The organism is Nocardiopsis sediminis, from assembly GCF_042650565.1.
In the GTDB taxonomy this organism is placed as follows: Bacteria; Actinomycetota; Actinomycetes; order Streptosporangiales; family Streptosporangiaceae; genus Nocardiopsis_B; species Nocardiopsis_B sediminis.
Window position 1 is genome coordinate 245,267 of the sequence record NZ_JBHSBH010000009.1, and the last position, 24,182, is coordinate 269,448.

Annotated in this window: 24 protein-coding genes and 2 tRNA genes; 16 read left to right on the forward strand and 10 right to left on the reverse strand. The window is 72.6% G+C overall.

All coding sequences use genetic code 11. The features are described from left to right. Positions 1-30 precede the first annotated feature (30 nt). The gene (gene nudC / locus ACFOVU_RS14865) at positions 31-1,017 is read left to right on the forward strand and encodes an NAD(+) diphosphatase (RefSeq protein WP_378533961.1); all 987 of its coding nucleotides are present in this window, start codon (positions 31-33) and stop codon (positions 1,015-1,017) included. 63 nt (positions 1,018-1,080) lie between these two features. Here nudC and ACFOVU_RS14870 read toward each other — a convergent pair whose 3' ends face one another. Together ACFOVU_RS14870 and ACFOVU_RS14875 are read right to left on the reverse strand one after the other, a co-directional pair. Then, positions 1,081-1,590, reverse strand: coding sequence for an ANTAR domain-containing protein (locus ACFOVU_RS14870; RefSeq protein WP_378533963.1), 510 nt, complete (start codon positions 1,588-1,590; stop codon positions 1,081-1,083). A 79-nt stretch (positions 1,591-1,669) separates the two neighbouring features. After that, on the reverse strand, positions 1,670-1,930 hold the full coding sequence (locus ACFOVU_RS14875) for a mycoredoxin (protein WP_378533965.1): 261 nt from the start codon (positions 1,928-1,930) through the stop codon (positions 1,670-1,672). A 470-nt stretch (positions 1,931-2,400) separates the two neighbouring features. Here ACFOVU_RS14875 and ACFOVU_RS14880 point away from each other — a divergent pair, with 470 nt between their 5' ends. From ACFOVU_RS14880 to ACFOVU_RS14905, 6 genes are all read left to right on the forward strand, one after another. Further along, positions 2,401-4,500 (forward strand): ATP-dependent DNA helicase UvrD2, encoded by a 2,100-nt coding sequence (locus tag ACFOVU_RS14880; protein ID WP_378533967.1) that lies wholly within the window; start codon positions 2,401-2,403, stop codon positions 4,498-4,500. Further along, the gene (tesB, locus tag ACFOVU_RS14885; RefSeq protein WP_378533969.1) at positions 4,490-5,413 is read left to right on the forward strand and encodes an acyl-CoA thioesterase II; all 924 of its coding nucleotides are present in this window, start codon (positions 4,490-4,492) and stop codon (positions 5,411-5,413) included. The genes ACFOVU_RS14880 and tesB overlap by 11 nt, the downstream gene beginning before the upstream one ends. A gap of 173 nt (positions 5,414-5,586) precedes the next feature. Then, a complete protein-coding gene (locus ACFOVU_RS14890; protein WP_378533971.1) occupies positions 5,587-5,874 on the forward strand; it encodes a hypothetical protein in 288 nt (95 codons plus the stop codon). Between the two features lie 192 nt (positions 5,875-6,066). After that, positions 6,067-6,345: a WhiB family transcriptional regulator gene (locus ACFOVU_RS14895; RefSeq protein ID WP_378533972.1), complete on the forward strand. Its 279-nt coding sequence runs from the start codon at positions 6,067-6,069 to the stop codon at positions 6,343-6,345. A gap of 69 nt (positions 6,346-6,414) precedes the next feature. Continuing rightward, positions 6,415-6,573: a hypothetical protein gene (locus ACFOVU_RS14900; protein WP_378533974.1), complete on the forward strand. Its 159-nt coding sequence runs from the start codon at positions 6,415-6,417 to the stop codon at positions 6,571-6,573. A 328-nt stretch (positions 6,574-6,901) separates the two neighbouring features. After that, complete coding sequence (locus tag ACFOVU_RS14905; RefSeq protein ID WP_378533976.1) at positions 6,902-7,405, forward strand: M48 metallopeptidase family protein; 504 nt, start codon at positions 6,902-6,904, stop codon at positions 7,403-7,405. A 21-nt stretch (positions 7,406-7,426) separates the two neighbouring features. Here ACFOVU_RS14905 and ACFOVU_RS14910 read toward each other — a convergent pair whose 3' ends face one another. Then, on the reverse strand, positions 7,427-7,990 hold the full coding sequence (locus ACFOVU_RS14910) for an NUDIX domain-containing protein (protein WP_378533978.1): 564 nt from the start codon (positions 7,988-7,990) through the stop codon (positions 7,427-7,429). Continuing rightward, positions 7,987-9,441: a zinc-dependent metalloprotease gene (locus ACFOVU_RS14915; RefSeq protein ID WP_378533980.1), complete on the reverse strand. Its 1,455-nt coding sequence runs from the start codon at positions 9,439-9,441 to the stop codon at positions 7,987-7,989. The genes ACFOVU_RS14910 and ACFOVU_RS14915 overlap by 4 nt, the downstream gene beginning before the upstream one ends. 146 nt (positions 9,442-9,587) lie before the next feature. On the opposite strand from ACFOVU_RS14915, the gene ACFOVU_RS14920 reads away from it, so the two are divergent. From ACFOVU_RS14920 to ACFOVU_RS14930, 3 genes are all read left to right on the forward strand, one after another. Beyond that, positions 9,588-10,655 carry an NAD-dependent epimerase/dehydratase family protein gene (locus ACFOVU_RS14920; protein WP_378533982.1) on the forward strand — a complete coding sequence of 356 codons (1,068 nt, stop codon included), beginning with the start codon at positions 9,588-9,590 and terminating at the stop codon, positions 10,653-10,655. 121 nt (positions 10,656-10,776) lie between these two features. Then, positions 10,777-11,214, forward strand: coding sequence for a molybdenum cofactor biosynthesis protein MoaE (locus tag ACFOVU_RS14925; RefSeq protein WP_378533984.1), 438 nt, complete (start codon positions 10,777-10,779; stop codon positions 11,212-11,214). A gap of 67 nt (positions 11,215-11,281) precedes the next feature. Further along, positions 11,282-12,337 carry a YlbL family protein gene (locus ACFOVU_RS14930; protein WP_378533986.1) on the forward strand — a complete coding sequence of 352 codons (1,056 nt, stop codon included), beginning with the start codon at positions 11,282-11,284 and terminating at the stop codon, positions 12,335-12,337. Between the two features lie 68 nt (positions 12,338-12,405). Here ACFOVU_RS14930 and ACFOVU_RS14935 read toward each other — a convergent pair whose 3' ends face one another. Then, a complete protein-coding gene (locus tag ACFOVU_RS14935) occupies positions 12,406-12,927 on the reverse strand; it encodes a PPA1309 family protein (RefSeq protein WP_378533988.1) in 522 nt (173 codons plus the stop codon). A gap of 256 nt (positions 12,928-13,183) precedes the next feature. Between ACFOVU_RS14935 and ACFOVU_RS14940 the strand changes: the two genes are divergently transcribed. From ACFOVU_RS14940 to ACFOVU_RS14950, 3 genes are all read left to right on the forward strand, one after another. Continuing rightward, positions 13,184-16,195 carry a UPF0182 family membrane protein gene (locus ACFOVU_RS14940; protein ID WP_378533990.1) on the forward strand — a complete coding sequence of 1,004 codons (3,012 nt, stop codon included), beginning with the start codon at positions 13,184-13,186 and terminating at the stop codon, positions 16,193-16,195. 113 nt (positions 16,196-16,308) lie between these two features. Beyond that, positions 16,309-16,385, forward strand: a tRNA-Met gene (locus ACFOVU_RS14945). A gap of 174 nt (positions 16,386-16,559) precedes the next feature. Continuing rightward, positions 16,560-16,636: transfer RNA gene (locus ACFOVU_RS14950), tRNA-Met, on the forward strand. A gap of 51 nt (positions 16,637-16,687) precedes the next feature. On the opposite strand, the gene ACFOVU_RS14955 is transcribed toward ACFOVU_RS14950, so the two are convergent. From ACFOVU_RS14955 to hisN, 5 genes are all read right to left on the reverse strand, one after another. After that, the gene (locus tag ACFOVU_RS14955; RefSeq protein WP_378534068.1) at positions 16,688-17,377 is read right to left on the reverse strand and encodes an ABC transporter ATP-binding protein; all 690 of its coding nucleotides are present in this window, start codon (positions 17,375-17,377) and stop codon (positions 16,688-16,690) included. 36 nt (positions 17,378-17,413) lie between these two features. Next, positions 17,414-18,469: a peptidase M23 gene (locus ACFOVU_RS14960; protein WP_378533992.1), complete on the reverse strand. Its 1,056-nt coding sequence runs from the start codon at positions 18,467-18,469 to the stop codon at positions 17,414-17,416. A gap of 12 nt (positions 18,470-18,481) precedes the next feature. Further along, complete coding sequence (locus ACFOVU_RS14965) at positions 18,482-19,690, reverse strand: ABC transporter permease (RefSeq protein WP_378533994.1); 1,209 nt, start codon at positions 19,688-19,690, stop codon at positions 18,482-18,484. A gap of 206 nt (positions 19,691-19,896) precedes the next feature. After that, on the reverse strand, positions 19,897-20,421 hold the full coding sequence (locus ACFOVU_RS14970) for a hypothetical protein (RefSeq protein ID WP_378533996.1): 525 nt from the start codon (positions 20,419-20,421) through the stop codon (positions 19,897-19,899). 88 nt (positions 20,422-20,509) lie between these two features. Further along, a complete protein-coding gene (gene hisN / locus ACFOVU_RS14975) occupies positions 20,510-21,316 on the reverse strand; it encodes a histidinol-phosphatase (protein ID WP_378533998.1) in 807 nt (268 codons plus the stop codon). A gap of 94 nt (positions 21,317-21,410) precedes the next feature. On the opposite strand from hisN, the gene ACFOVU_RS14980 reads away from it, so the two are divergent. The 3 genes from ACFOVU_RS14980 (at position 21,411) to ACFOVU_RS14990 (ending at position 23,565) form a co-directional block, all read left to right on the forward strand. Further along, the gene (locus tag ACFOVU_RS14980) at positions 21,411-22,013 is read left to right on the forward strand and encodes a TetR/AcrR family transcriptional regulator (protein WP_378534000.1); all 603 of its coding nucleotides are present in this window, start codon (positions 21,411-21,413) and stop codon (positions 22,011-22,013) included. A 271-nt stretch (positions 22,014-22,284) separates the two neighbouring features. Next, positions 22,285-22,953, forward strand: a complete 669-nt coding sequence (locus ACFOVU_RS14985) for an HAD family hydrolase (protein WP_378534070.1) — start codon at positions 22,285-22,287, stop codon at positions 22,951-22,953. Between the two features lie 66 nt (positions 22,954-23,019). Next, positions 23,020-23,565, forward strand: coding sequence for a DUF2087 domain-containing protein (locus tag ACFOVU_RS14990; RefSeq protein WP_378534002.1), 546 nt, complete (start codon positions 23,020-23,022; stop codon positions 23,563-23,565). The last annotated feature ends 617 nt before the right edge of the window (positions 23,566-24,182 follow it).

Consider the following 24,182-nt stretch of genomic DNA (forward strand, 5'->3'; position numbering starts at 1 on the left):
GAACCCCGCCCCATCGCCGAGAAGGTCGACATGTTCGCACCACACGAGACACCCGCGCTCTCCCGCGGCCTGATCGACGTCGCCGGGCACAGGCGCAGCGACGACGCCTGGCTGCGCAAGGCGTGGGCCGACCCCGGGACGCGCGTACTGGTCCTCCAGGGCGGCGACCCCGGCTCCTACGGCTACCAGGCGATGCGGGCCCGGCAGTCGCAGGCGCTGGTGACGACCACCGGCCCCGGCGACGACGGGACGCCCCGCCTCCTGCTCGTCGCCCCCGATGACGCGCCCGACGGCGACCGCTACCTCCTGGGGACCGACGACGACGGCCGCGCCTACTTCGCGGTGCGCTCCACGGCCGACGACCCCTTCTCGGGCCTGCCCGGCGCCGCCGACGCCGAGCCCGCGTCCCTGCGGGAGGTGGGGGCGCTGCTGGACGCGCGCGATTCCGGGCTGCTCACCCACGCCGTGGCGGTCGCCAACTGGAACGCCGCCCACCGCTTCTGCCCGGCCTGCGGCGCGCCGACCCGCCCGGAATCGGCGGGGCACCTGCGGATCTGCACCGCGGACGGCAGCGAGCACTACCCCCGCATGGACCCCGCGGTCATCATGCTCGTGCACCGCGAGGCCGGCGGGGTGGAGCAGTGCCTGCTCGGCCACAACCCCCGCTGGCCGGGCGCCCGCTACTCGGTGCTGGCGGGGTTCGTCGACCCGGGGGAGTCGCTGGAGCAGGCCGTGGTGCGCGAGGTGGCCGAGGAAACGGGCGTGCGGGTGGCCGACCCCGTCTACCTGGGGTCGCAGCCCTGGCCGTTCCCGCGCAGCCTGATGCTGGGGTACACGGCGCGGGCCGTCGGGACCGCCGAGCGGACCGACGACGAGATCTCCGAGGTCCGCTGGTTCTCCCGCGACGAGCTCCACGCCGCCGCGGAATCGGGCGAGGTCGTGCTCCCCGGTTCGGTGTCGATCGCCCGCAAGCTCATCGAACACTGGTACGGGGGCCCGCTGCCCGGCGAATGGTAGCCGTTGCGCGCCGGAGCGGCCCTGCGCCCTCCCTCCAGGACGCGGGTCACGCGGCGCGCCCGATCATGATGTGGCGCGCTGGTCGGCCCGGCGTCCGCGCCGCGCCGGCTCGGCTTCGGCCGCGGTGCCCTCGCCCGCGAGCTCGCCCGGCAGCGCGGTCAGCGGGTTGGTGCTGCTCGTCACGACGTCGCGGGCCATGTCCGCGACCTTGCGCCCGCGCGAGCGCGCCGCGGAGCGCAGCCGCTCGAACGCCTTGCGCGGGGTCAGCCGGTGGCGCTCGACGAGCACGCCGATCGCCTGCTCCACCACGACGCGCGTGTGCAGCGCGTGCTCGAGCTGGGCCACGGTCACCCGCAGCCGCTCGACCTCGGAGTCCTGCTCGGCCGCCCGCGGCGGCGCGGCCGCCGGCCGGTCGGACTGGCGCTCCTCCGCGGCGAGCAGATCCGCCAGCACCATAGCGTTGAGCAGGTCCGGCAGTTCTTCGCCGTCCTGTACGCGCCACCCCTCAGGGGTCCGCCTGATCAGGCCGTAGGTGGCCGTCCCCTCGCCACGGACAGTTCGGTGAGCCGTCACGTCTTTCCCCCATTCCCTTGCCCCCGCCCGGGGTGCCGGCCGCCGCCCGCCCGAGCGGGCCGGGCGGCGTCCGTTGCGGCTACACTTGCGCCGCTATCTTCTCCTTGACCTGTGTCAAGGACGGGTTCGTCATGGCGGTGCCATCGGGGAACACCACCGTCGGGACGGTCTGGTTCCCGCCGTTGACCCGCATGACGTACTCGGCCGCCTCGGGGTTCTGCTCGATGTCGATCTCGTCGATCGTGATCCCCTCGCGGCCGAGCTGGCTCTTCAGCCGCTTGCAAAAACCGCACCAGGGTGTGGAGTACATCGTGATCCGCCCGGTGCCGGGGGTGGTCATAGCGCCGTCTCCTTCGTCCACGTGGATGAGAACACCGCCTATTACCAACGCCGGAAACCGCGCGGAGCTTCCCCAATGCCGTTTATGTCAGCAGGTGGGACGCTCCTTGGCGGACTTCGGTTCCCCCGGACCGCGGTCATGGGGCCGCGATCCGGCGCGCCGGCGGTGCCTCCGCGCACCGGCCGTGGCGGTGGTCTCGACTGTGCTTACCGGTCACGCTCGCCTCCTCGCTCCGCTCCACCGGCCCAGCGATTCGGGCCTTCGGCCAGGGGCAGCGCCGGCTCCGCTCGCTCGTCGGCTCGCCTTTCCACAGTCTCGGCGATCGCAGTGCGAGCATGCGCGCACCTCCACTGATACTTGAGAGACTGGACCGGGTGAATGGGATCGGCGTGGCCGGACGTGGCCGAACCCGGCCCCGCCGCCTGAAGGACGCAGACGCAGACGCCCCCGAGCCGAACGGAGCGGACAGGATGGACCCCGACCGGGTACTCGACGGCCTCGACCCCGAACAGCTTGAGGCCGCACGCGCACTGCGCGGGCCGGTGTGCATCCTCGCCGGTGCGGGCACCGGCAAGACCCGCGCCATCACCCACCGCATCGCCCACGCGGTCGCCAGCGGCGTCGCCACCGAGCAGCAGATCCTGGCCGTCACCTTCACCGTCCGGGCGGCCGGCGAAATGCGCGGGCGGCTGCGCGCCCTGGGCGCCCCGCGGGTCCAGGCCCGCACCTTCCACTCCGCGGCCCTGCGCCAGCTCTCCTTCTTCTGGCCGCAGGTCATCGGCGGGCCGCTGCCCACCCTCATCGACAGCAAGATCCAGGTGGTCGCGCGCGCCGCCCACTCGTGCGCCCTGCAACCCGACCGCGCAGGCCTGCGCGACCTCGCCGGCGAGATCGAGTGGGCCAAGGTCACCCAGACCCGCCCGGCCGACTACGAATCCGCGATCGCCAAGGCCGGCCGCACCCCGCCGATGCCCGCCCACGACGTCGCCCGCGTCTTCGAGGCCTACGAGGACATCCGCCGCGACCGCAACCTCCTCGACTTCGAGTCGATGCTCGAACTCACCGCGGCCATGCTCGCCGAGCACCAGCAGATCGCCGACCGCGTGCGCGACCAGTACCGCTACTTCGTCGTCGACGAGTTCCAGGACGTCAACCCGCTCCAGAAGCTCCTGCTCGACGCCTGGCTGGGCGACCGCGACGACGTCTGCGTGGTGGGCGACCCCAGCCAGACCATCTACTCCTTCAACGGCGCCACCCCCGGCTACCTCACGGGGTTCTCGGCCGCCTACCCGCACGCCACCGTCGTCAGGCTCGTGCGCGACTACCGCTCCACGCCCCAGGTGGTGCGGGTCGCCAACCTCGCCCTCAAGTCCGCCCCCGGCACCGCCGCGCAGCGCCTCGAACTCGTCGCCCAGCGGCCCGACGGCCCCGAACCCACCTACACCGAGTACGACGACGAACCCGCCGAGGCCACCTCGGTCGCGCGCAAGATCGCCGCGCTCATCGACTCCGGCACCCCCGCCCGCGAGATCGCGGTGCTGTTCCGCACCAACTCCCAGGCGGCCGCCTACGAACAGGCGCTCGCCGACGCCGGCGTCGCGTTCGCCGTCCGCGGCGCCACCCGGTTCTTCGAGCGCGCCGAGATCAAGCAGGCCGTGCACACGCTGCGCGGCGCCCGGCAGGGCGCGGCCGACGACCCGCTCGCCGCCACGGTGCACCACATCCTCGCCCCGCTGGGCCTCACCCCCGAGCCGCCCGAGGGCCGCCAGGCCCGCGAGCGCTGGGAGTCCCTCGCGGCGCTCGCCCAGCTCGCCGAGGACGTCGCCGCCGCCCGGCCGGGCGCCACCATGGACGACTTCGTCGCCGAGCTCGACGCCCGCGTGGCCACCGAGCACGCCCCCGAGTTCGAAGGCGTGACCCTCGCCTCGCTGCACTCCGCCAAGGGCCTGGAATGGGACGCCGTGTTCCTCGCCGGGCTCACCGAGGGCATGCTGCCCATCGTCTACGCCGAAACCGACGACCAGGTCGAGGAGGAACGGCGGCTCTTCTACGTGGGGGTCACCCGCGCACGCGAGTACCTCGCCATGTCCTGGTCGCTGGCCCGCTCACCCGGCGGGCGCAAGACCCGCAAGCCGTCCCGCTTCCTCGACGGCCTGAGGCCGGCCTCGCCCTCCCTGGCCAGCAGCCGCCGCGACCGCAAGCAGGCCAAGGTCGTACGCTGCCGCATCTGCGGCAACACCCTCATCGAGGCCGCCGAACGCAAGCTCTCCCGCTGCCTCGACTGCCCCGCCGACTACGACGAAGCCCTGCTCGAACGGCTCAAGGCGTGGCGCCGCGCGACCGCCGAGGAGCAGAAGGTCCCCGCCTACGTCGTCTTCACCGACGCCACCCTCCAGGCGGTCGCCGAGCACGTCCCCGGCAGCGTCTCCCAGCTGTCGCGGATCTCCGGTGTGGGCGCGGTGAAGCTCGAACGCTACGGCGAGGCGGTGCTGGCGCTGTGCGCCGGGCGCGACCCCGGCCCGGGGGACCCCGCCGACGGCTCCGACGAGGGGGAACCCGATGACAGATGACCTCGCCGCGGGCGGCGGCCCGGAGGCGGCCGGGGCCGCCCAGCCCGGCCAGACCCTCGAGGGCCTGCTGCGGATCCTCGACCTCGAACGCATCGAGGACGACATCTTCCGCGGCCGCAGCCCGCACGGCGGGCCCCAGCGCGTCTTCGGCGGCCAGGTGGCGGGCCAGGCGCTGGTCGCCGCGGGGCGCACCGTCCCCGCCGACCGCCACGTGCACTCGCTGCACGCCTACTTCATCCGCCCGGGCGATCCCTCGGTGCCGATCGTCTACGAGGTCGACCGCGTGCGCGACGGCCGCTCCTTCACCACCCGCAGGGTCGTCGCCGTGCAGCACGGCAAGGCGATCTTCACGCTCTCGGCGTCGTTCCACGGCGAGGAGCCGGGACTGGAGCACCAGGTCCCGATGCCCGACGTCCCCGCGCCCGAAGACCTGCCCACCACCCGCGAGCGCCTGTTCGCCGCATTCGGCAAGGTCCCGCGCTTCGCGAGCTGGCACCCGATCGAGATGCGCCCGGCCGGCCCGCTGTCGTTCGAGGTCGAGCGCGACCCCGGGCTGAGCACCACCCGCAACCTCGTCTGGCTGCGGGTCGACGGCGACCTGCCCGCCGATCCGCTGCTGCACGTCTGCCTCATGACCTACGCCTCCGACATGACCCTGCTCGACACCGTGCTGCTGCGGCACGGCCGGTCCTTCGCGGGCATCTCCATGGCCAGCCTCGACCACGCCATGTGGTTCCACCGCCCCTTCCGGGCCGACGAATGGCTGCTCTACGCCCAGGAGACCCCCAGCGCCACCGGAGCGCGGGGGCTCGCCCGTGGCCTGTTCTTCACCCGCTCCGGCCGGCTCGTCTGCTCGGTGGTGCAGGAAGGGCTCATCCGCGTCCTCGACCGCGAGGGGCCCGCCGCCCCCTGACCCCGGGGCCGCCGGTATTCCCCATGAGTTCCGGCCGGATTCGGCCAAAGTCGCAGGTCAAAAATGAGTTGCCGGGTTCGATCGCCCGGCTCTAGGGTTATCCCATCAGCGTCCGCGCCTGGCCCGGGACCACAATCCCGTCGGCCCGTCCATAGAAGGAGGTGTCCCGTCAGATGATCGGCAACATCACTGAGCTCGACCCGATCCAGCGGTCCGGTCTGCTCTTCGCCATGTCCCGGGGCACCGTCGGCGGTCGTGTCGTTTCTTCCGGACTCCGTCCGGGCGCCGGGGTGGTGCCGCAGACCAAGGCACCCGTTGGCAGCGGTCACGGGACGGACTATGCCCAGGCGTGGTCCATGCCCAAGGCCGATGCCGGCCACACGGAAGTCCAGCTCGATTCGGAAACCCCGCGCCCCAAGGGGGGCGCAGTGGGCAAGTGTCCACGGAGCGTACCGGCCTAGCAGCGTAAACGGCCGGGTGTCTCTCCCGTGGCCGCGGACCCCACACAGGGGGCCGCGGCCATTTTGATCTCCACCGCACCCACCCTCCTCACCGAGGGCGGCCAGGTGGACACGTCTGATGTCGGGGCCCCATCACCGGATGAACATCCGGATGCCAACCGCGATCAAGACGAAACATCAGGGAGGACACCGATGCTTGCGTCGGTCCTGGAGACCCCGCTGCCCGGCGACGTCGAGGTTCCGTGCCGCTGGGAGCCCGACCTCTTCTTCGCCGAGGCTCCGGCGGACGTCGAAGCCGCCAAGGCGGTCTGCCAGGCCTGCCCCGTCCGGGAGCAGTGCCTCGCCGACGCCCTGGAGCGGCGCGAGCCGTGGGGCGTCTGGGGTGGCGAGCTGCTCGTCGCCGGCCAGGTCGTCGCCCGCAAGCGCCCGCGCGGCCGGCCCCGGAAGAACCCCGAGCCCGTCGCGGCCTGAGCGCCCCGGCCCCACGACACGTCCGCCACGCCGCCCACGAACACCTTCTTGAAAAGGACCTGATCTCCGATGCTGCTCTTCGAACTCGTCCAGTTGCAGGACACCGCCGACCAGAAGATCGAGCGCCAGCGCGCCCGCCTGTCGGCCCGCCAATTGCGCGCCGAACTGCGTGAGCGCCGCCGTGCCGAACAGGCACTCATAACACTGTCGGTATCACGCCTGTGTTGACGCAGGCGCCCTGACCGGCCGGGGCCGGTGACCCTCCAGGGGGCACCGGCCCCGGCCGTGTGCGGCTCCGGCCCCGTCAACGGGGGCGAAACCACACCGGGATGACCGCATCCGGCCACCGTTGAAACGTGGTGACAGGCTGTGCGCATCCGCCGATCACGCGGGCCGCGGAGATCACGTCCGGGTCGGCTCCAGGGACGAATGCGGAGTTCACATAGTAAAAATCCGCAATGCGGCCCTTTGGCGTCCGGCGCCTCTGAGCTAACGTGATTTCGTGCCTCCGAACACAAAAGTCGAGGTACGCCGCAGTCCTCGTCGACGGCGAACGGTGTCCGCCTACCGAGACGGAGACAAGACGGTCGTCCTCGTGCCCGCATCGTTCTCGCGCGCCGAAGAGCAGCGCTGGGTGGGCCGCATGCTGGAACGCCTCGACGCACGCGAGGGGCGCCGCCGGCCCGGCGACGACGACGCACTCCAGGCTCGCGCGCGCGAACTCGCCGAACGCTACCTCGACGGCCGGGCGCTGCCCGAAAGCGTCCGCTGGGTCGACAACCAGCAGGCCAGATGGGGGTCGTGTACCCCCGACAACGGCTCCATACGGCTCTCGCGGCGGCTGTCGGGCATGCCCGGCTGGGTGGTCGACTACGTGCTCGTCCACGAACTCGTGCACCTGGTCATCCCGCACCACGGCGCGGAATTCTGGGACATGGTACGCCGCTACCCCAAGGCCGAGCGCGCCCGAGGCTACCTCGAGGGCGTGAGCGCGGCGCCGCGCCTCGACGCCGGCGGCAGCGGCGAAGTCGAGGAAGAGGACGACGTCCTCGGCGACTGACCGGCGCCCGCATCGGGCCGGTCAGCCCGTGCGGTTCTCCGTTGACGCACAGACCGCCTCCGCCGCGGCGCGGACCAGGGTGCGGCAGGCGTCGTCGGTCGGCTCGGGGACGGCGTCGACCGGGAACCAGCCCAGGGCATCGGATTCTGCCTCGGCGCGCACCAGCGCCGCATCATCGGGGGCGACGGCCGCGAACTGCACGTCGAAGTGCACGCTCCCGCCCCCGCACGGCACCTCGTGCCGGTCCAGCCCCACGGGAACGGGCAGCAACCGCAGCCCGCTGATCCCCGACTCCTCCTCAGCCTCGCGCAGCGCCGCAGCGGCGAGGGTGGGGTCGCCGGCCTCGCAGTGCCCGCCGGTCTGGAGCCACAGGCCGATGGTGCGGTGCAGCGTCAGCACCGCATTGCGGCCCGACGCGTCGATGATCGCGGTACTGGCGGTCAGGTGCCCGGGGCGGCACTCGCGCCACATGGCATCGGGATGGGTGTCGAGGTGGTGGAGGTAGGACCGGCGCAGCGCCTCCTGGCGGGGATCGGGTGCGACCCAGGAGGTGAGGACCGCGTGCGCGTCGTCGTGCAGGCTCACGCGCCGCCCTTGGGTCCGGTACCGCCCTGGCCGGAGCCGGGGGTGCCGTCGCCGTCGTCGCCCTCGGCGGAGTCGCCGCGGGTGCCGTCGCCGTCGGTCTCGCCGCTCTCACCGGCTTCGCCGGTGAACTGGGAGATGTCGAAGTCGGCGGTTTCGTCGCCGCCTTCTCCGCGGACGAAGGCCATGGGGTCGTCGAGGTCGTCGCCGGACGGCATGAGGTCGGGGTGCTCCCAGACGGCGTCGCGGCCCTCGACCCCGCGCGCCTCCTGTAGCCCGCGCCACAGCACCGCCGCCTCGCGCTGCCGGCGCGGCCGCAGCTCCAGGCCCACCAGCGTGGCGAAGGTGTGCTCGGCCGGCCCGCCCGTGGCCCGGCGCCGCCGGGTGGCCTCGGCCAGCGCGGCCGCGTGCGGGAGGCGGTCGGCCACGGCCGTGTCGACGACCACCGACACCCAGCCCTCGATCAGCGCGAGCGTGGTCTCCAGCCGGGCCAGCGAGGCCTTCTGCTGCGGAGTGTCCTCGGGCTGGAACAGGCTGCCCTCGCCGTCGGCCCCGGACAGGGCCTCCTGGATCGCCTCGGGGTTGGCCATGTCGATCCGGCCGAGCTTCTCCTCGAGCCCGCTCATGTCGAAGGACATGCCGTGCGCATACTCCTCGACCAGGCTGAAGAGGTGCGAGCGCAGCCACGGCACGTGCCCGTAGAGCCGGTGCAGCGCGACCTCGCGCGCCGCGAGGTAGAGGCGGACCTCGTCCTTGGGGATCTCCAGGCCCTCGCGGAACTTCTCGACGCCGGGCGGCAGCAGGGCCGCGCGCCCCTCACCCGCCAGCGGCAGGCCGACGTCGGTGGAGCCGATCACCTCGCGGGCGAGCTCGCCGATGGCCTGACCGGCCTGCTGGCCGACCAGCATCCCGCCCATCTGCTGGACCATGCCCAGCAGCGGCCCGGCGACGGACTGCATCTCGTCGGGGAGGTTCTGCCCCATCGACTCGACGATGCGCGAGGTCAAGGGGGCGCACAGGCGCGACCAGGTCGGCATGGTGCGCTCGACCCACTCCGACCGGCTCCACGCCTCGACGGTGTTGACCCCCGACGGCAGCGTGGTGACCTCGTTGAGCCAGAGGTCGGCCAGGCGCAGCGCCTCCTGGACCTTGGCGAAGTCGAGCGGGCCGACGCTGGGGTCGCCCCCCTGCGACACCGTGTGCCGGGCGATGTTCTTCGCCACATCCCAGTTGACCGAGCCGCCGATGCCGCCCTGCCCGGAGGCGGGGGTCTGCGCCGACATCATGTCGGCGAACTGGCGGAGCATCTGGGCCATCTGCTGCGGGTCGCCGAACGGGAAGCCGCCCGGCATGTTCATCTCCGGACCACCACCGCCTGGGCCGCCGCCGTGCCCGGAGCCGGAGCCGGAGTCGCCGGAGCTGCGCCCGGACTCGTCGTCCGGGTCGTTCGGCATGCTGAATCCAAAAGGCAGGTCGCTCACGATTAGACCTCAGGCAGGGTTAGGTTTGTCTCCACTGTCACGTTAGCTGGGAGCCGCCCGGAGTGAATACCGAAAACGACCAGGTTCGCCCACAGCACAGCCCCCGCGGGGGAGGGCCGGTGGTCGCCGTCACCGGAGCATCCTCCGGCGTCGGCCGCCTCCTGGTGGAACGCCTGCTCGCGGCCGCGGGTTCCGGGCGGGCCGCGAAGCCGGTCGCGATCGACACCGAGCGCGGCGACATCGAGGGCGCCACCTGGCGCATCGCCGACATCCGCGACCCCGGGCTCGCCGGGCGGCTGTCCGGGGCCGACGTCCTCGTGCACACGGCCGACGACCGGTCGCTGGAGACCCCCGCCAAGGAACGGCGGGCGGCCAACGTCCGGGCCGCGCAGACCGTGCTGACCGCGGCCGCCGCCGCCCGCGTCCCCCGCGTCGTCCTCGTCACGGGGACGACGGTCTACGGCGCCCACCCCGGCGCCACCGTCCCCCTGCCCGAGGACGCGCCCCTCTCGGCCGAGACGGGGCCGGGGATCGCCGGCGACCACGCCGAGATCGAGGACCTCGCGCGCCGCGCGCGCCGCGGCCACCCGGGGCTGTCGGTCACCGTCGTGCGCCCCGCCCCGCTGGTCGGCCCCGGCCTCGACACCGCGCTCACCCGCCACTTCGCCGCCCCGCGGCTGCTCAGCGTGAAGGGCGTCGAGCAGCAATGGCAGTTCTGCCACATCGAGGACCTGGCGAGCGCCCTGGAGTTCATCGCGGTCGAGGGCGTGGACGGCAAGGAGGGCGCGCTCGCCGTGGGCTGCGACGGCGCCCTCGACCAGTCCGAGGCCGAGGAGATCACGGGCCTGCGCCGCTTCGAGCTGCCCGCGAACCTGGCGTTCGGCACCACGCGGCGGCTGCACCAGGCGGGCATCACCCCCGCCTCCGCGGAGGAGCTGAAGTTCCTCGTCTACCCCTGCGTCGTCGACTGCACGACCCTGCGCGACGCCGGATGGCGCCCCGCCTACGACAACGCCGCCGCGCTGCACGCCCTGCTGGAGGCGCGGGGCGGAAAGCACGCCCTGGTCGGGCGCACCCTGGGCCGCAAGGAGGCGACGATCACCGCCGCCGGTGCCGCGGGCGCCGCCGTCGCGGCCATAGGCACGGCGGCGGCGGTCCGGCACCTGCGCAAGCGCCGGAAGTCCTGAGCCGGCGTGGCCAGAAGGCCGGGCGCGGGACCCAAGGAGCACGTGGCCGGTTCCGGATGAACCGGGACAAGAGGGAAGGCACCGGGGCACCGCGGGGGCATGCGTTGATAACGTCGTGCCTGTGGAACCCATCACCCTCGTAGGACTGCGCGCGACCCCGATCACCGTCGACGACGTCGTCACCGCCGTCGACGACCCCCGGGCGGGCGGGACCGCGTTCTTCGTCGGCACCGTCCGCGACCACGACCACGGCCGCGGCGTCGCCGCCCTCTCGTACTCCGCCCACCCCAGGGCCGAGGCCGACATGCGCCGCGTCATGGAGAAGGTCGTCGCCGACACCTCGCGCGACGGCCGCCCCGTGTGGCGCGTGGCCGCGCTGCACCGCGTCGGCGACCTCAAGATCGGCGACATCGCCGTCGTCGTGGCCGCCTCGGCCGCGCACCGCGAGGAGGCGTTCGACGCCTGCCGCCGGCTCATCGACGACATCAAGGCCGAGGTGCCCATCTGGAAGCACCAGGCGTTCACCGACGGCGACACCGAATGGGTGGGGATCGACTAGCGGCGCGCCCACGCACCGTCCGAGGGCCCGGGTGACCGGACGGCGCCGTCCCCTTAGGCTGTGGACCATGCTCCGTCGTGCAAGCACCCTGATCGCCGCGGTCCTCCTGCTGGCCGCCTTCGCGGTCGGCGGTCTGTACCTGCCGGTCCCCTACCTCGTGGCCTCACCCGGGCTCGCGCTCGACACCCTCGGCGAGGCCGACGGCGAGCACGTCATCCAGGTCGACGGCGCCGAGAGCTACGAGCACGACGGCGGGCTGTCCATGGTCACCGTCCAGTACACCGGCGGCCCCGGGACCCGGATGGACCTGTTCACGGTCCTCAGCGCGTGGCTGTCGCCGAGCCAGGCGGTGCTGCCCGAGGAGGCGCTGTTCCCGCCCGACCGCAGCGTCGAGGAGATCAGCGAGACCCAGACCCTGGAGATGGACGACTCCCAGACCAACGCCACGGCGGCCGCACTCACCGAGCTGGGCATCGACTACGAGACCGAGCCGTTCGTCGCCGGGGTGGCCGAGGACATGCCCGCCGAGGGGGAGCTGCGCGAGGGCGACGTCGTCACCGCCGTCGACGGCGAGGCGGTCGCCGGCAAGGACGATGCGGTCCGGCTCGTCGGCGACCGCGGCCCCGGCGACCCGGTCGAGATCACGGTCGACCGCGACGGCGAGACCGTCGACGTCCCGCTGACCACCACCGAGAGCGACGACGGCACCGCGATCGTCGGGATCATGATCGCCGACGATCTGCGGTTCCCCTTCGATGTCGAGATCAGCGTCGGCGACGTCGGCGGCCCCAGCGCCGGGATGATGTTCGCGCTGGGGATCATGGACCGGCTCTCCGAGGAGGGCCTGACCGGCGGCCACCAGATCGCCGGGACCGGCACGATCGCCGCCGACGGCACGGTGGGCGGCGTCAGCGGCGTCGCCCAGAAGATGGTGAGCGCCGAGCGGCTGGGGGCGGAGTACTTCTTCGTCGCGGCCGAGAGCTGCTCGCAGACCTTCGACTCCGCCGCAGCGGGCGACATCGAGGTCGTGCGGGTCGAGCGCCTGGGCGACGCGGTCGGCGCGCTGGAGACGATCCGCAGCGGCGGCGACACCGGCGACCTGCCCCGCTGCGAACCGGGCTGACCCCCACCGGTCGTCGGCCGCCGGCCCCGCTCAGCGGGCCCGGCGCCGGGGCCGGGACCCGCAGCGGGTCACTCCTCCTCGAAGGTGAGCGCCAGCGCCGACGTGAGCGCGGGCACCAGGTCCTCCCCGTGCAGCACCTGCTCGTCGCTGTCGTGGCTGCGCATCCGCAGCGCCGAATGGCGGCCACCGTCGCGCAGCACCCCGGCGACCATCCGGATCTCCTCCGCGCCGTCCTGGCGCCGGGCCCACTCACCGGGGTCGGCGTCGCCCGGCGGCGTCAGGGTCTCGTCCGACCCCTTCACGACCAGCCGCTCCATGACCAGGGCGCATCCGGCGACGGTCTCGGGCCAGGCCATGCGCCCCAGCGCCTCCTCGAAGGCCATGTCCGAGGGCAGCGGCTCCTGCTCAACGGGGGTCAGCTCATCGGCGCCGACCTCCCCGCTGACCCCGAGCATCTCGGCCAGCGCCGGCTCCCGGCCGACCAGATCTGCGGTCGGCACCAGGGCATAGACCCGGATGGGCTGGTCCCAGCCCTGCCCGGACGCATGGCGCTCGATATCCATCACGACTTCGCGAATGTTGAAAGACACCCCACCATGGTGACGGATGGCCGGAGCGGCGGCGCGGTATCCGGCGAGTAGGGTCGGAACACAACAGGCTGACACAGGCCGCCGTAACAGCCCCGAGTCCCCGCCGATGTGATGTTGTCATCGGTTCGGCGCGGAGATTCGGGAACCTGCCGCCCGGCCAATAAGTTGCCCGTACGTAAGGGGACACCCGTCTCACAGATAGCTAGAGCAAGGGGGAGGCGTGAGCTTCCGACCGCCCGGCGCGACTGCGCCGCGAATGCCTCGTCGATCACGGCTGCTCGCGCCGGTCGTCCTGGTCGTCGGCATCATCGTCGCGGGCCTGCTGATAGCCGCGAACTTCTGGACCGACTACAAGTGGTTCGACTCCGTCGGCTACACGTCGGTCTTCCTGACCGAGCTGCGGACGCGCGCGATGCTCTTCGTGGCCGGCGCGGCCGTCATGGCGCTCATGGTCGGGGCGAGCATGTACTTCGCCTTCCGGACCCGGCCGCTGGCCCGTCCGGTGAGCCTGGAGCAGCAGGGCCTCGACCGGTACCGGATGTCCATCGACCCGCACCGCAAGCTCTTCTTCTGGCTGATCGTGGCCGGCCTGGGCCTGCTCACCGGGGTGTCGGCCAGCGGTGACTGGGGCGTCTTCCTCCAGTTCGCCAACTCCACCGAGTTCGGCGTCGAGGACCCGCAGTTCGGCACCGACGTCTCCTTCTACACCTTCGTCTACCCGTTCCTGCGGGTGGTGCTGGGCTACCTGTTCGCCGCCGTGATCCTGGCGTTCATCGCCGCGCTGGTCGTGCACTACCTCTACGGCGGGGTGCGCCTCCAGGGCCAGGGCCAGCGCGCCACCCCCGCCGCGCGGGTGCACCTGTCGGTGCTGCTCGGCGTGTTCGTGCTGCTGAAGGCCGCGGCCTACTGGCTCGACCAGTACGGCCTGGTGTTCTCCAACCGCGGCTACGCGTTCGGCGCCGCCTACACCGACGTCAACGCCGTCCTCTACGCCAAGATCATCCTCGCGATGATCTCCGTCGTCTGCGCGGCGCTGTTCTTCGCCAACATCTACTTCAAGAACGCCATGGTGCCGTTCGCCAGCCTCGCCCTCCTGGTGCTGTCGTCGGTGCTGATCGGCGGCCTCTGGCCGCTGATCGTCCAGCAGTTCCAGGTGAGCCCGAACGAGCAGCGCGTCGAGCGCCCGTTCATCCAGCGCAACATCGAGGCCACGCGTGAGGCCTACGGCGTCGACGAGGTCGAGGTCGTCGACTACGACGCCCAGACCCAGCTCACCCCCGAGCAGCTGTCCCAGGAGGCCGCGACCATCCCCAGCGTCCGGCTGCTCGACCCCTCGGTGGTCTCCCAGACCTTCCAGCAGATGCAGCAGGTCCGCGGCTTCTACCAGTTCCCCGAGGTGCTGGACGTCGACCGCTACCAGGACCCCGAGGGCAACAACGTCGACACCGTCGTCGCCGTCCGCGAGCTGAGCGGCCCGCCCGAGGACCAGAACAACTGGCTGACCCGGCACACCGTCTACACGCACGGCTTCGGCATCGTCGCGGCGGCCGGCAACCAGGTCGACACCGAGGGCCGGCCGGTCTTCAGCGAGTACAACATCCCGCCCACGGGCGAGCTGTCCGAGGTCACCGGCGAGTACGAGCCGCGGATCTACTTCGGCCGCGAGGGCGCCGAGTACGTGATCGTCAACGCCGAGCCCGAGTACGACTTCCCGCTCGGGGGATCCTCCGAGGACGTCCCCACCACCGAGGACGCCGCCTCCCCGACCCCCTCTCCCTCTCCCGAGGCCGACAACGCCAACCCCCCGGCCAGCGGGGAGCAGAGCGCCGACGCCGAGCAGGGCCAGAGCCCCGACGCCGAGGCGAGCCCCGGTGCGGGCGCCGAGGCCGGCGAGGGCAACGCGAACGACACCGGTCAGCAGACCAACCACTACGACGGCGACGGCGGGGTGCGGCTGAGCAACTTCTTCGACCGGATCCTCTACGCCATCAAGTACCAAGAGATGGACATCCTGCTCAACAACGCCATCACGTCGGAGTCGCAGATCATCTACGACCGCGACCCCGTCCAGCGCGTCGAGCAGGTCGCCCCGTTCCTCACCGTCGACAGCAGGCCCTACCCGGCCATCGTCGACGGCAAGGTCCAGTGGATCGTCGACGCCTACACGACCTCCAACGGCTACCCCTACGCCAACCGCATCGACTTCGCCGATGCCACCGAGGACACCTTCACCCAGGGCAACAACACGGTGGAGTCGCTGCCGGGCAACCAGGTCAACTACATCCGCAACTCGGTCAAGGCCACCGTCGACGCCTACGACGGCACGGTCACCCTGTACGGGTGGGACGAGGAGGACCCCGTCCTCCAGACCTGGTCCAAGGCGTTCCCCGGGATCATCACCGAGCGCGATGACATCGACGCCGAGCTGCTGTCGCACCTGCGCTACCCCGATGACCTGGTCAAGGTGCAGCGCGAGATCCTGAGCCGGTACCACATCACCGACGCCGACGCCTTCTACGGCGGCCAGGACTTCTGGACCGTCCCCAACGACCCCACGAGCGAAGAGGGCGAGGGGGCCCGCCCCGAGCCGCCGTACCGGCAGACGATCCGGTTCCCCGGCGACGAACAGGCGTCCTTCTCGGTGACCTCGACCTTCGTGCCCCGGGGGCGGGAGAACCTGGCGGCGTTCATGTCGGTCGACAGCGATCCGAACTCCGACAACTACGGGCAGCTGCGGGTGCTCAACCTGCCGCAGGACACGGTCGTCCTGGGGCCGGGCCAGGTGCAGTCGCAGTTCCAGGCCGACAGCAGTATCCGCGACGTCCTGCTGCCGTTGCAGCAGAACGACCAGTCGCGGATCATCAACGGCAACCTGCTGACCCTCCCGTTCGCCGACGGCCTGCTGTACGTGGAGCCCCTCTACGTGCAGGCCGAGGGGAGCGACAGCTCCTACCCGCTGCTCCAGCAGGTCATGGTCGGCTTCGGCGAGGAGGTCGCCATCGGCGGCAACCTCCAGGAGGCGCTGAACAACCTCTTCGAGGGAGGCGAGGGCCCGCTCGACGAGTCGGGTGACCAGCCGCCCCCCGAGAACGACGGCGAGGCCGGCGGCGGCGCAGCGGGCGGCGACCTCGCCGATGCGCTGGCCGAGGCGGCCGACGCCTACCAGGAGGGGCAGGACGCCCTCCAGGAGGGCGACTTCACCGCCTACGACGAAGCCAACGACCGGCTCGCCGACGCGCTGGAGCGCGCCGAGCAGGCCGCGGGCTAGGGCTGGGCACCAGCGCCGTGCGGCGGGGCACCGCCCCGCCGCACGGCACGCCCGGCGGCCCGGTAAACGATTTGGCGTTACCGCCCGGGCACGCTAGTCTTAAGACACATCGACGCGGGGTGGAGCAGTTCGGTAGCTCGCTGGGCTCATAACCCAGAGGTCGCAGGTTCAAATCCTGTCCCCGCTACCAAAACGAAAAGGCCTGGTTTCCCGAAAGGGAGACCGGGCCTTTTCCATCATTCGCCCCACGTGCGGCCGGGCCGTCCCGGCGGCGGGGTGCCGAGCTGGAGCGGACGCGCCGCGGCGCCACGCTCGGATCGATTTGGTGCCGCAGTGAAAGCGCGCTACTATAAAGACACATCGACGCGGGGTGGAGCAGTTCGGTAGCTCGCTGGGCTCATAACCCAGAGGTCGCAGGTTCAAATCCTGTCCCCGCTACCAAAACGAAGAGGCCCGGTTTCCCGAAAGGGAAGCCGGGCCTCTTCTCTGTCTCTACGCCGTCCGGCCCTCCACGATGCTCACCGTCCGGTCGGCCACAGCGGCCACCTCCGGGTCGTGGGTGACCACCACGACCGCCGCCCCGCGGCTGCGCGCCTGGCCGAGGAGCTGCTCCATGATCATTTGGCTGCTGGCGGCGTCCAGGGCGCCCGTGGGCTCGTCGGCGAGGATGAGCGAGGGGTTGCGGCTCAGCGCCCGCGCCAGCGCCACACGCTGCTGCTCACCGCCGGAGAGCTGGTGCGGGTAGGAGGAGAGCCGGTGGCCCAGGCCGACCGCCGTCAGCAGCTCCTTGGCCACGGCGCGGCGGCGCACCATCGGTACACCGCCCAGCACCATCGGCACCGCCACGTTGGCCAGCGCCGTGCGCCGGTCGAGCAGGTGGAACTGCTGGAAGACGAACCCGATGCCCTCGTTGCGCAGCCGCGCCCGCCCGCCCTCGCGCAGGCGGGTCACGTCGACCCCGTCGAAGACGTGCTCGCCGGCGTCGGCCGTGTCGAGCAGGCCGAGCACGTTGAGCAGGGTGGACTTGCCCGACCCGGACTGGCCGACGATCGCCACCACCTCGCCGCGGCCCACCTCCATCGAGCAGTCGTCCAGGACCCGCAGCACCGAGCCCGAGACGCGGAACTCCCGGCGCAGCCCGCTCACCCGCAGCAGGGCGTCGGTGTGGCGGCCGCGGGCCAGGAGCCGCCCGGCGCGGGGCGAGGTGAAGGCCGACACCTAGAACCCCTCGTCCGTCATCGCGCCGTCCTCGGCGGAGGGGTCGGACTCGGCGGGGGTGTCGAACTCGCCCTCCAGCGGGACCGGGTCCAGGACCTGGTCGTCGAGGGTCAGGCCGTCGGTGACCTCCACCATCGTGCCGTCGGAGACGCCCAGCTCCACTTCGTGCGGCTCCTCGCCGCCGTCCTCGCCGACCACGATGACCTCGCCCTGATCGGCGCTGCCGCGCACCGCGGTCAGGGGGACCAGCAGGGCGTTCTCGGCGCGGCCGGTGACCACCGAGAGCCTGCCCTGCACACCGGGGAAGACCCGCAGGGAGTCGGGTACCCGGCAGTGGAGCTCGGCCGTGGCCTCGGCTCCGCCGCCCCCGCTGTCGCCGCCGCCCATCATGTAGGGGTCGGCGGGAATGTCCTCCTCCGTCTCGGTGCTCTCGGAGGTCTCCTCGCTGATCTCGCCCAGCGAGAGGAAGTCGCACTCCTCGGCGGCGGGGCCCTGGTCGATCCGGAGCAGGATCTCGCGCGGGTCGTCGTAGAACCGGTAGAGGTCGTTGGGCGGGATGGCGGCGACCGCGCGGAACTCGTCCTGGGTGATCTGCGCGACGGCGGCCCCGGGCTCGACGGGGTCGCCCACGGCGAGGTCGCCGAGGCCGTCGACGGTCCCCGAGGACGGCGCGGTCAGGGCCAGCGACTCCGTGGCCGGGGCGTCGTCCCCACCGTCGTCTCCGCCGCCGTCCCCGGCGACGGTGACGGACACGATGGGCGCGCCCTCCTCGACCGCGTCCCCGTCGGACACCCAGACCCGGGAGACCTCGCCGGCCTCCCGCGTCTCCACCGGGGAGGCGGCGTCGGCGCGCACGGTGGCGTCCAGGACCACCTGGGAGTCGATCGACCCCCGCTCCACGGGGACGGGCGCGCTCTCGGCGACCGTCGTCGCGCCGCCGTCGAGCACGGGGTCGTCGTCGCTTCCGCCGGTCGGCCGGCCGAGCAGCAGGTAGCTCCCGCCCCCCAGCCCGGCGAGGACGGCCAGCACGACGCCGGTGATGATCCATTTCTTCACGCGGTTCCGCTCCTATTCGCGCAACCCGGCCACCACGGACGCGCTGAGCGCCCGCCAGGCGGGGATGACTCCGGCCAGCAGCCCGACGCCCGCGGCGCTGCCGAGGCCGACGAGCACGGCCTGGAAGGGTACGTACACCGCCACATCGGGCGGGAGAAAGTCGGCGGCCAGGGCGTCGGCCGCCGTTGCCAGCCCATAGCAGGACGCCAGCGCGACGGCCCCGGCCACCATCGACACCACCACGGACTCGGTGACCACGGCGACGAACAGGGTCAGCCGGCTCGCGCCCAGCGCCCGGTAGGTCGCCAGCTCGCGGCGCCGCTCCCGGACGGTCACCAGGCCGACGTTGAGGACGCCGAGGAGACCGGTGGCCAGCGTGATCCCCGCGATGCCCAGGAGGGCGAGCGAGAGGTAGAACAGGAGCTGCTCGATCTCCTCGGCCCCGTCGATGCGGAAGACCGTGATCGCGTTCTCAGGGTCGTCCACCCCCCACCGCCAGGCGGCGGAGGCCAGGCGCGAGTGGACCGCCTCTTCGTCGGCGTCCCCGGGGTCGACCCGCACGGCGTAGCTGAGCTGGATGCCCTGGCCGTCCGGCTCCGCGCCGGGGTAGGCGATGTCGACCGACGCGGGCGAGCGCAGCAGATAGGCGCTGCTCCATCCGGAGTCCAGGGCGGTGCCCTCGACGACCCCGACGACGCGGACGTCGCGCCACTCCGAACCGCCGATCTGGAGGTCGGCGGAGTCGCCGATCTGGTCGGCCAGGACCTCGTTCACGACCAGCACGGGCGCCAGCGACTCGGTGTCGGCCTCGGTGAACCAGCGGCCTTCCCGCATGTTGAGGCGGCGGATGTCGCCGAGCGCGGCGTCGACGACGGTCGTCTCGACGTCGGGGATCACCTGGCCGCCTGAGCGCACCAGGACCGTGCCCGAGGGGTAGGCCGCGAGGGAGACCGCCTGCCCGCCGGCGCGCTGGAGGTCGGTCTCCAGGGCCTCGACGTCGGCGACCTCGGCCGTGACGTCGACCTGCATGGTCGCCGCGACGCCGAAGTTCGCCTCCGTGTACGAGGTGGCGAAGCGCTCACCGACATCCCCGGCCGTCACGACGGTGATGAGCGCGCCGACCCCGACCACGATGCCCGCGCACGACAGGATCGTGCGCGAGACGTTGGCGCGGGAGCCGGCGAAGGCCAGCACGATGCCGGCGATGACGGAACGCAGCAAGCCGTCGGCCTTTCTGCATGGGGGGCGCAGGCGCGTGTGGGGGCGCCTGCTGAATACGTCATCGCAACGGTCGGCCGAAACGGTTCATTCTCGGCGCGGAAAAATGGGGAGCCGTGGGAACGCAGGGCGGCCCCGGCCCGGTCATCGGGTCACGGGGCCGGCGGGCGGGTACGCGGCGGAGAAGGGAAGGGGCGAAGGGCGGGCGGTCAGCCGATGCGGAAGCCGTCGCAGGAGATGAAGGCGGAGTCGGAGCCCCCGGTCGTCCAGATGACCGTGTAGGTCCCCTCGCCCGGCGCCTCGGGTGCGGCCTCGAACCCCGAAGGGAACGCCAGCTGCGCCCAACCGTCGCCCGTGGCGGTCGTCGCGGCGTCGAATCGGTCGCCGTCAGGGGTGACGACCTGCGCGCTGACAGCGGTCTCTCCGGAGCCCTCGGCGTCGCGGAGCCGGAGATCGGCGTCCTCGCCGGCGGCGACCTCCGCACGCGGGGCGGAGGTCTCCCAGGCTCCGGGGGCATCGCCGTGGAGCAGCGGGGCGCAGGCGACGGATTCGGGGTCGAAGGCCAGCTCGGTGAGGTCGGCCTCGTCGGCGCCCGAGGACGCCTCGGGCGCGATCATCGCCTCCAGCTCGCTCTGCGACGGACCGGTGTCGCCGCCGCAGGCGGTGACCAGCAGGGACCCGGCCAGGGCCGCGGGGAGCAGGAGGAAGCGGGGCAGGTGCGGGAGATCGGACACGTGCGGCACCCTACTACGGCTTCCGCGGATCCGTTCGCGAAACGTCCGTTCCGCGCGGAGATCGGTCACGGCCGGGTTCGTCGTCCCATCACGTGAGCCGCAGCGGGGTGGGGCCCCCGTTGAGCCACGTGAGCACCTGGCTGTGCAGCGCCCCGTTCGTGCACACCAGGGAGCCCCCGTCGGTGAAGTCCTGCCCGCGCAGGTCGGTGGCGCGCCCGCCCGCCTCCTCCAGGATCACCGAGAGCGGCGCGGCGTCCCACAGCGACAGCTCGGGCTCCGCGGAGATGTCCACGGACCCCTCGGCCACCATGACGTGCGACCAGAAGTCGCCGTAGGCGCGGGTGCGCCAGACCGCGCGGGTGAGGCCCAGGAAGGAGTCGAGGCGCTGCTGCTGCTCCCACTCCGAGAGTTCGGAGAAGGACAGGGAGGCGTCGCCCAGCTCCGTGACCCGCGAGACCGAGCAGCGGGTGGCCTTGGTCAGGGCGCGGCCGGTCCAGGTGCCGCTGCCCTTCGACGCCCACCAGCGGCGGGTCAGGGCCGGAGCCGAGACCAGCCCCATGACCGGGCGGTCGTGCTCCAGCAGGGCGATGAGGGTGGCCCAGACCGGCACGCCCCGCACGTAGTTCTTGGTGCCGTCGATGGGGTCGACCACCCACACGCGGTGGCTGTTGCCCGTCTTCCCGTACTCCTCGCCCAGAACGGCATCACGGGGGCGGGCACGGGAGAGGACGCCGCGCAGCGTCTCCTCGACGGATCGGTCGGCCTCGGTCACGGGGGTGAGATCCGGTTTGGTGTCGACCTTGAGGTCGAGCGCCCGGAAGTGCTTGAGGGAGATGTCGTCGGCCGCGTCGGCGAGGACGTGGGCGAGACGCAGATCATCGTCAAAGGACGCCATGGCCGGTAACGCTACCTTCCCGAGACCCGCCGCAACGCGACGGCACCCCCGCGTGACCAGAGTGTTAGCCATTCGGCGTGGCACCATGGGACCCATGACTCCCGGGAGCCCGCGGCCCGCCACCCGCGACACCAGGGGTGTGCGAGGGCGGCTCATCGACGCCGCCTACGCCGGTGTCGTGGCCGGTCACTGGGCCCGGATGCGCATGGCCGACATCGCCGCCGACGCGGGCGTCTCCCGGCAGACCCTCTACAACGAGTTCGGCAGCAAGGAGGGGCTGCTCCAGGCGGTCGTGGTCCGCGAGGCGGGCGGCTTCCTCGATGGCGTCATGGACATCCTCACCGGCCACGGCGACCACGTGCCGGGCGCGGTGGCCGCGGCGGCGCGCTGGACCCTGCACGCCACGGCGGCGAACCCGGTCTGGCGCGCGATCATCACCGGCGACGAGGTGATGCTGCCCGTGCTCACCACCCGCGCCGAACCCCTCCACGTCGAGCTGGGCAAGCGGATGACCGGCCACCTCCGCGCCACCCACCCCGATCTGGGCGACCGCGCCGAGGACATCGCCGAGGTCGCCCTGCGGCTGACCATGTCCTACGTGCTCCTGCCGATCGATCCCGACCGGGCCGCGGGCCGGGTGGAGATGGCCGTGAAGGGCATGTTCCACACGGTGGCCGACTACGCCCCGGGCCGCTGAGGGGGCGGGGAGAACAGCATGTTCCACACGGTGGCCGACCGCACACCGGGCCGCTGAGGGGGCGGGGAGAACAGCATGTTCCACACGGTGGCCGACCGTGCCCCGGGCCGTTGAGGGGGCGCCACGCCGGGGGCGGGCGCCCGATTCCCGGCGAAGGCGGGGAGACTGGGTTCCCGTGACCTCTTCATCTTCATCCTCCGCTTCTTCAGCCGGATCGCCGTCCGACGGGACGGCGGACGCCCGCTACCCGTCCCCCGACCCGCCCGCTTTCCTGTTCGACCTCGACGGAACGCTCATCGACAGCGTCTACCAGCACGTCATCGCGTGGCGTGCGGCCCTGTCCCACATGGGCATCGACCTCGCCGTGTGGCGCATCCACCGGCGCATCGGGATGAGCGGGGGCCTGTTCGTCTCGGCGCTGATGCGCGAGACCGGGCGGCGGCTGACGGCCGAGCAGGTCGAGGAGCTCCAGGCGGTGCACGCCGAGGAGTTCCTGCGGCAGCACGACTCCGTCCGGCCCCTGCCCGGCGCCGCCGAGCTCCTGCACCACCTCACCGAGCGCGGGGTGAAATGGGCCATCGCCACCAGTGGGCGCCGCCGCACTGCGGGCCGCTCCCTGGAGCTGCTGGGGCTGCCCGCCGACACCCCCATGGTCACCCGCGACCTGGTCCGCCACGCCAAGCCCGACCCCGACCTGTTCCTCGCGGCGGCGGCCCACCTCGGCGTCGACCCGCGCCAGGCCATGGTGGTCGGCGACAGCGTCTGGGACCTGCTGGCCGCCCGCAGGGCCGGTGCGCTGGGCGTGGGGGTGCTGTCGGGCGGGTACGGCCGCGACGAGCTGGAGCGCACCGGCGCCTTCCGCGTCTACACCGACGTCGGCGACATGCTGGACCGGCTGGACGAACTGGGCGTGCGGGGCGCAGGAGACCTGGACCGGTGACCCCGGACGGGCGCTGAACGGCGGGCCGGGGGTGACGTGGGGCGCTCGCTCTGCTTCGATGAACCCATGCCCGCTGGCGAACCGCTCCGGCTCCTCAGCCTGCTGAGCGCCCCTGAACGGCTGCGGATCTTCTCCGCCGTCGTGCTCGGGGCCACGACCACGGACGACGCCGCCGAACTCGCCGGCGTCCCGGCGCGCGAGGCGCTGCGGTGCCTCGGCCGCCTCGAACGGGGCGGCCTCGTGGAGCGCCGCGGCGCCCGCTGGGCGGCCAGACCCGATGTCCTGGGCGACGCGGTGGCCGCCGCATCCGCCCCCGACCCGCCGGACCTCCCCGAGGACGACGGCGCCGGGGCGGAGTCGGTGGTCGCCGCGTTCACCCGCGACGGCCGCATCGTCGCGATCCCGGTGCGCCGGTCCGAGCGGCTGCTCCTGCTCGACCACGTGGCCCGCGCCTTCGAGCCCGGCATCCGCTACACCGAAGCGGACGTCAACGCCGTCCTGCGGTCCATCTACACCGATCACGCGACCCTGCGCCGCTCCCTGGTCGACGAGGGCTTCCTCGACCGCGACACGGGCCACTACTGGCGCTGCGGCGGCACGGTGGACCTGTGAGGGCTCCGTGACCGCACCGGGCCGCCCCGGGAAGCCCCATCGCGCCATCGTGTGGAGCCTGCCGAGCAGGGCACGGTAGCGGCGTGGCCGCGAGCCCGGAACGATCCGAAAAGCCGGGCAGAGGGCGTCGGGGGTACGCAGTGCCGGCCGAGTCGGCGAGGTGACGGCGCCGGGACCCCGCGGTGCCGCCCGTGACCGGGTGACGGAGGCGGCCCTTTGGGGAATGTCCGGTGAGGCGTATTCTGGTGGTGTATGTCCGGTCCGACGCGCTTCCTGCGCATGGTGTTGATCTCCATGTCGCTCACGAGCACCGATGACGGCCTGTGTCGCCGCCGGTGCCGCTGTCGCGTGCGCTGACACGGCCGGTCTGCGATCGGACCGGCTCCCGCGCCGCCCGACGTCGCCGTTGTGGCGCTCACCCCGCCCGTGACCGGGCTCGGTCCCGCCGCTCCGGACGCGGTCGGCCCTGTCCCGAGGCCGGCCCCCGCGCCCGCCGTCCTTCGCCCGCCATCCGGCCCCGCCGGAACCGCGCCCTGCCCACCGCCGAGTACGGCCACCCCGTCCCGACACGCAACACCCACACCTTCTCCCGGCCGCGGCCGCGGCCGCGGCCGCGG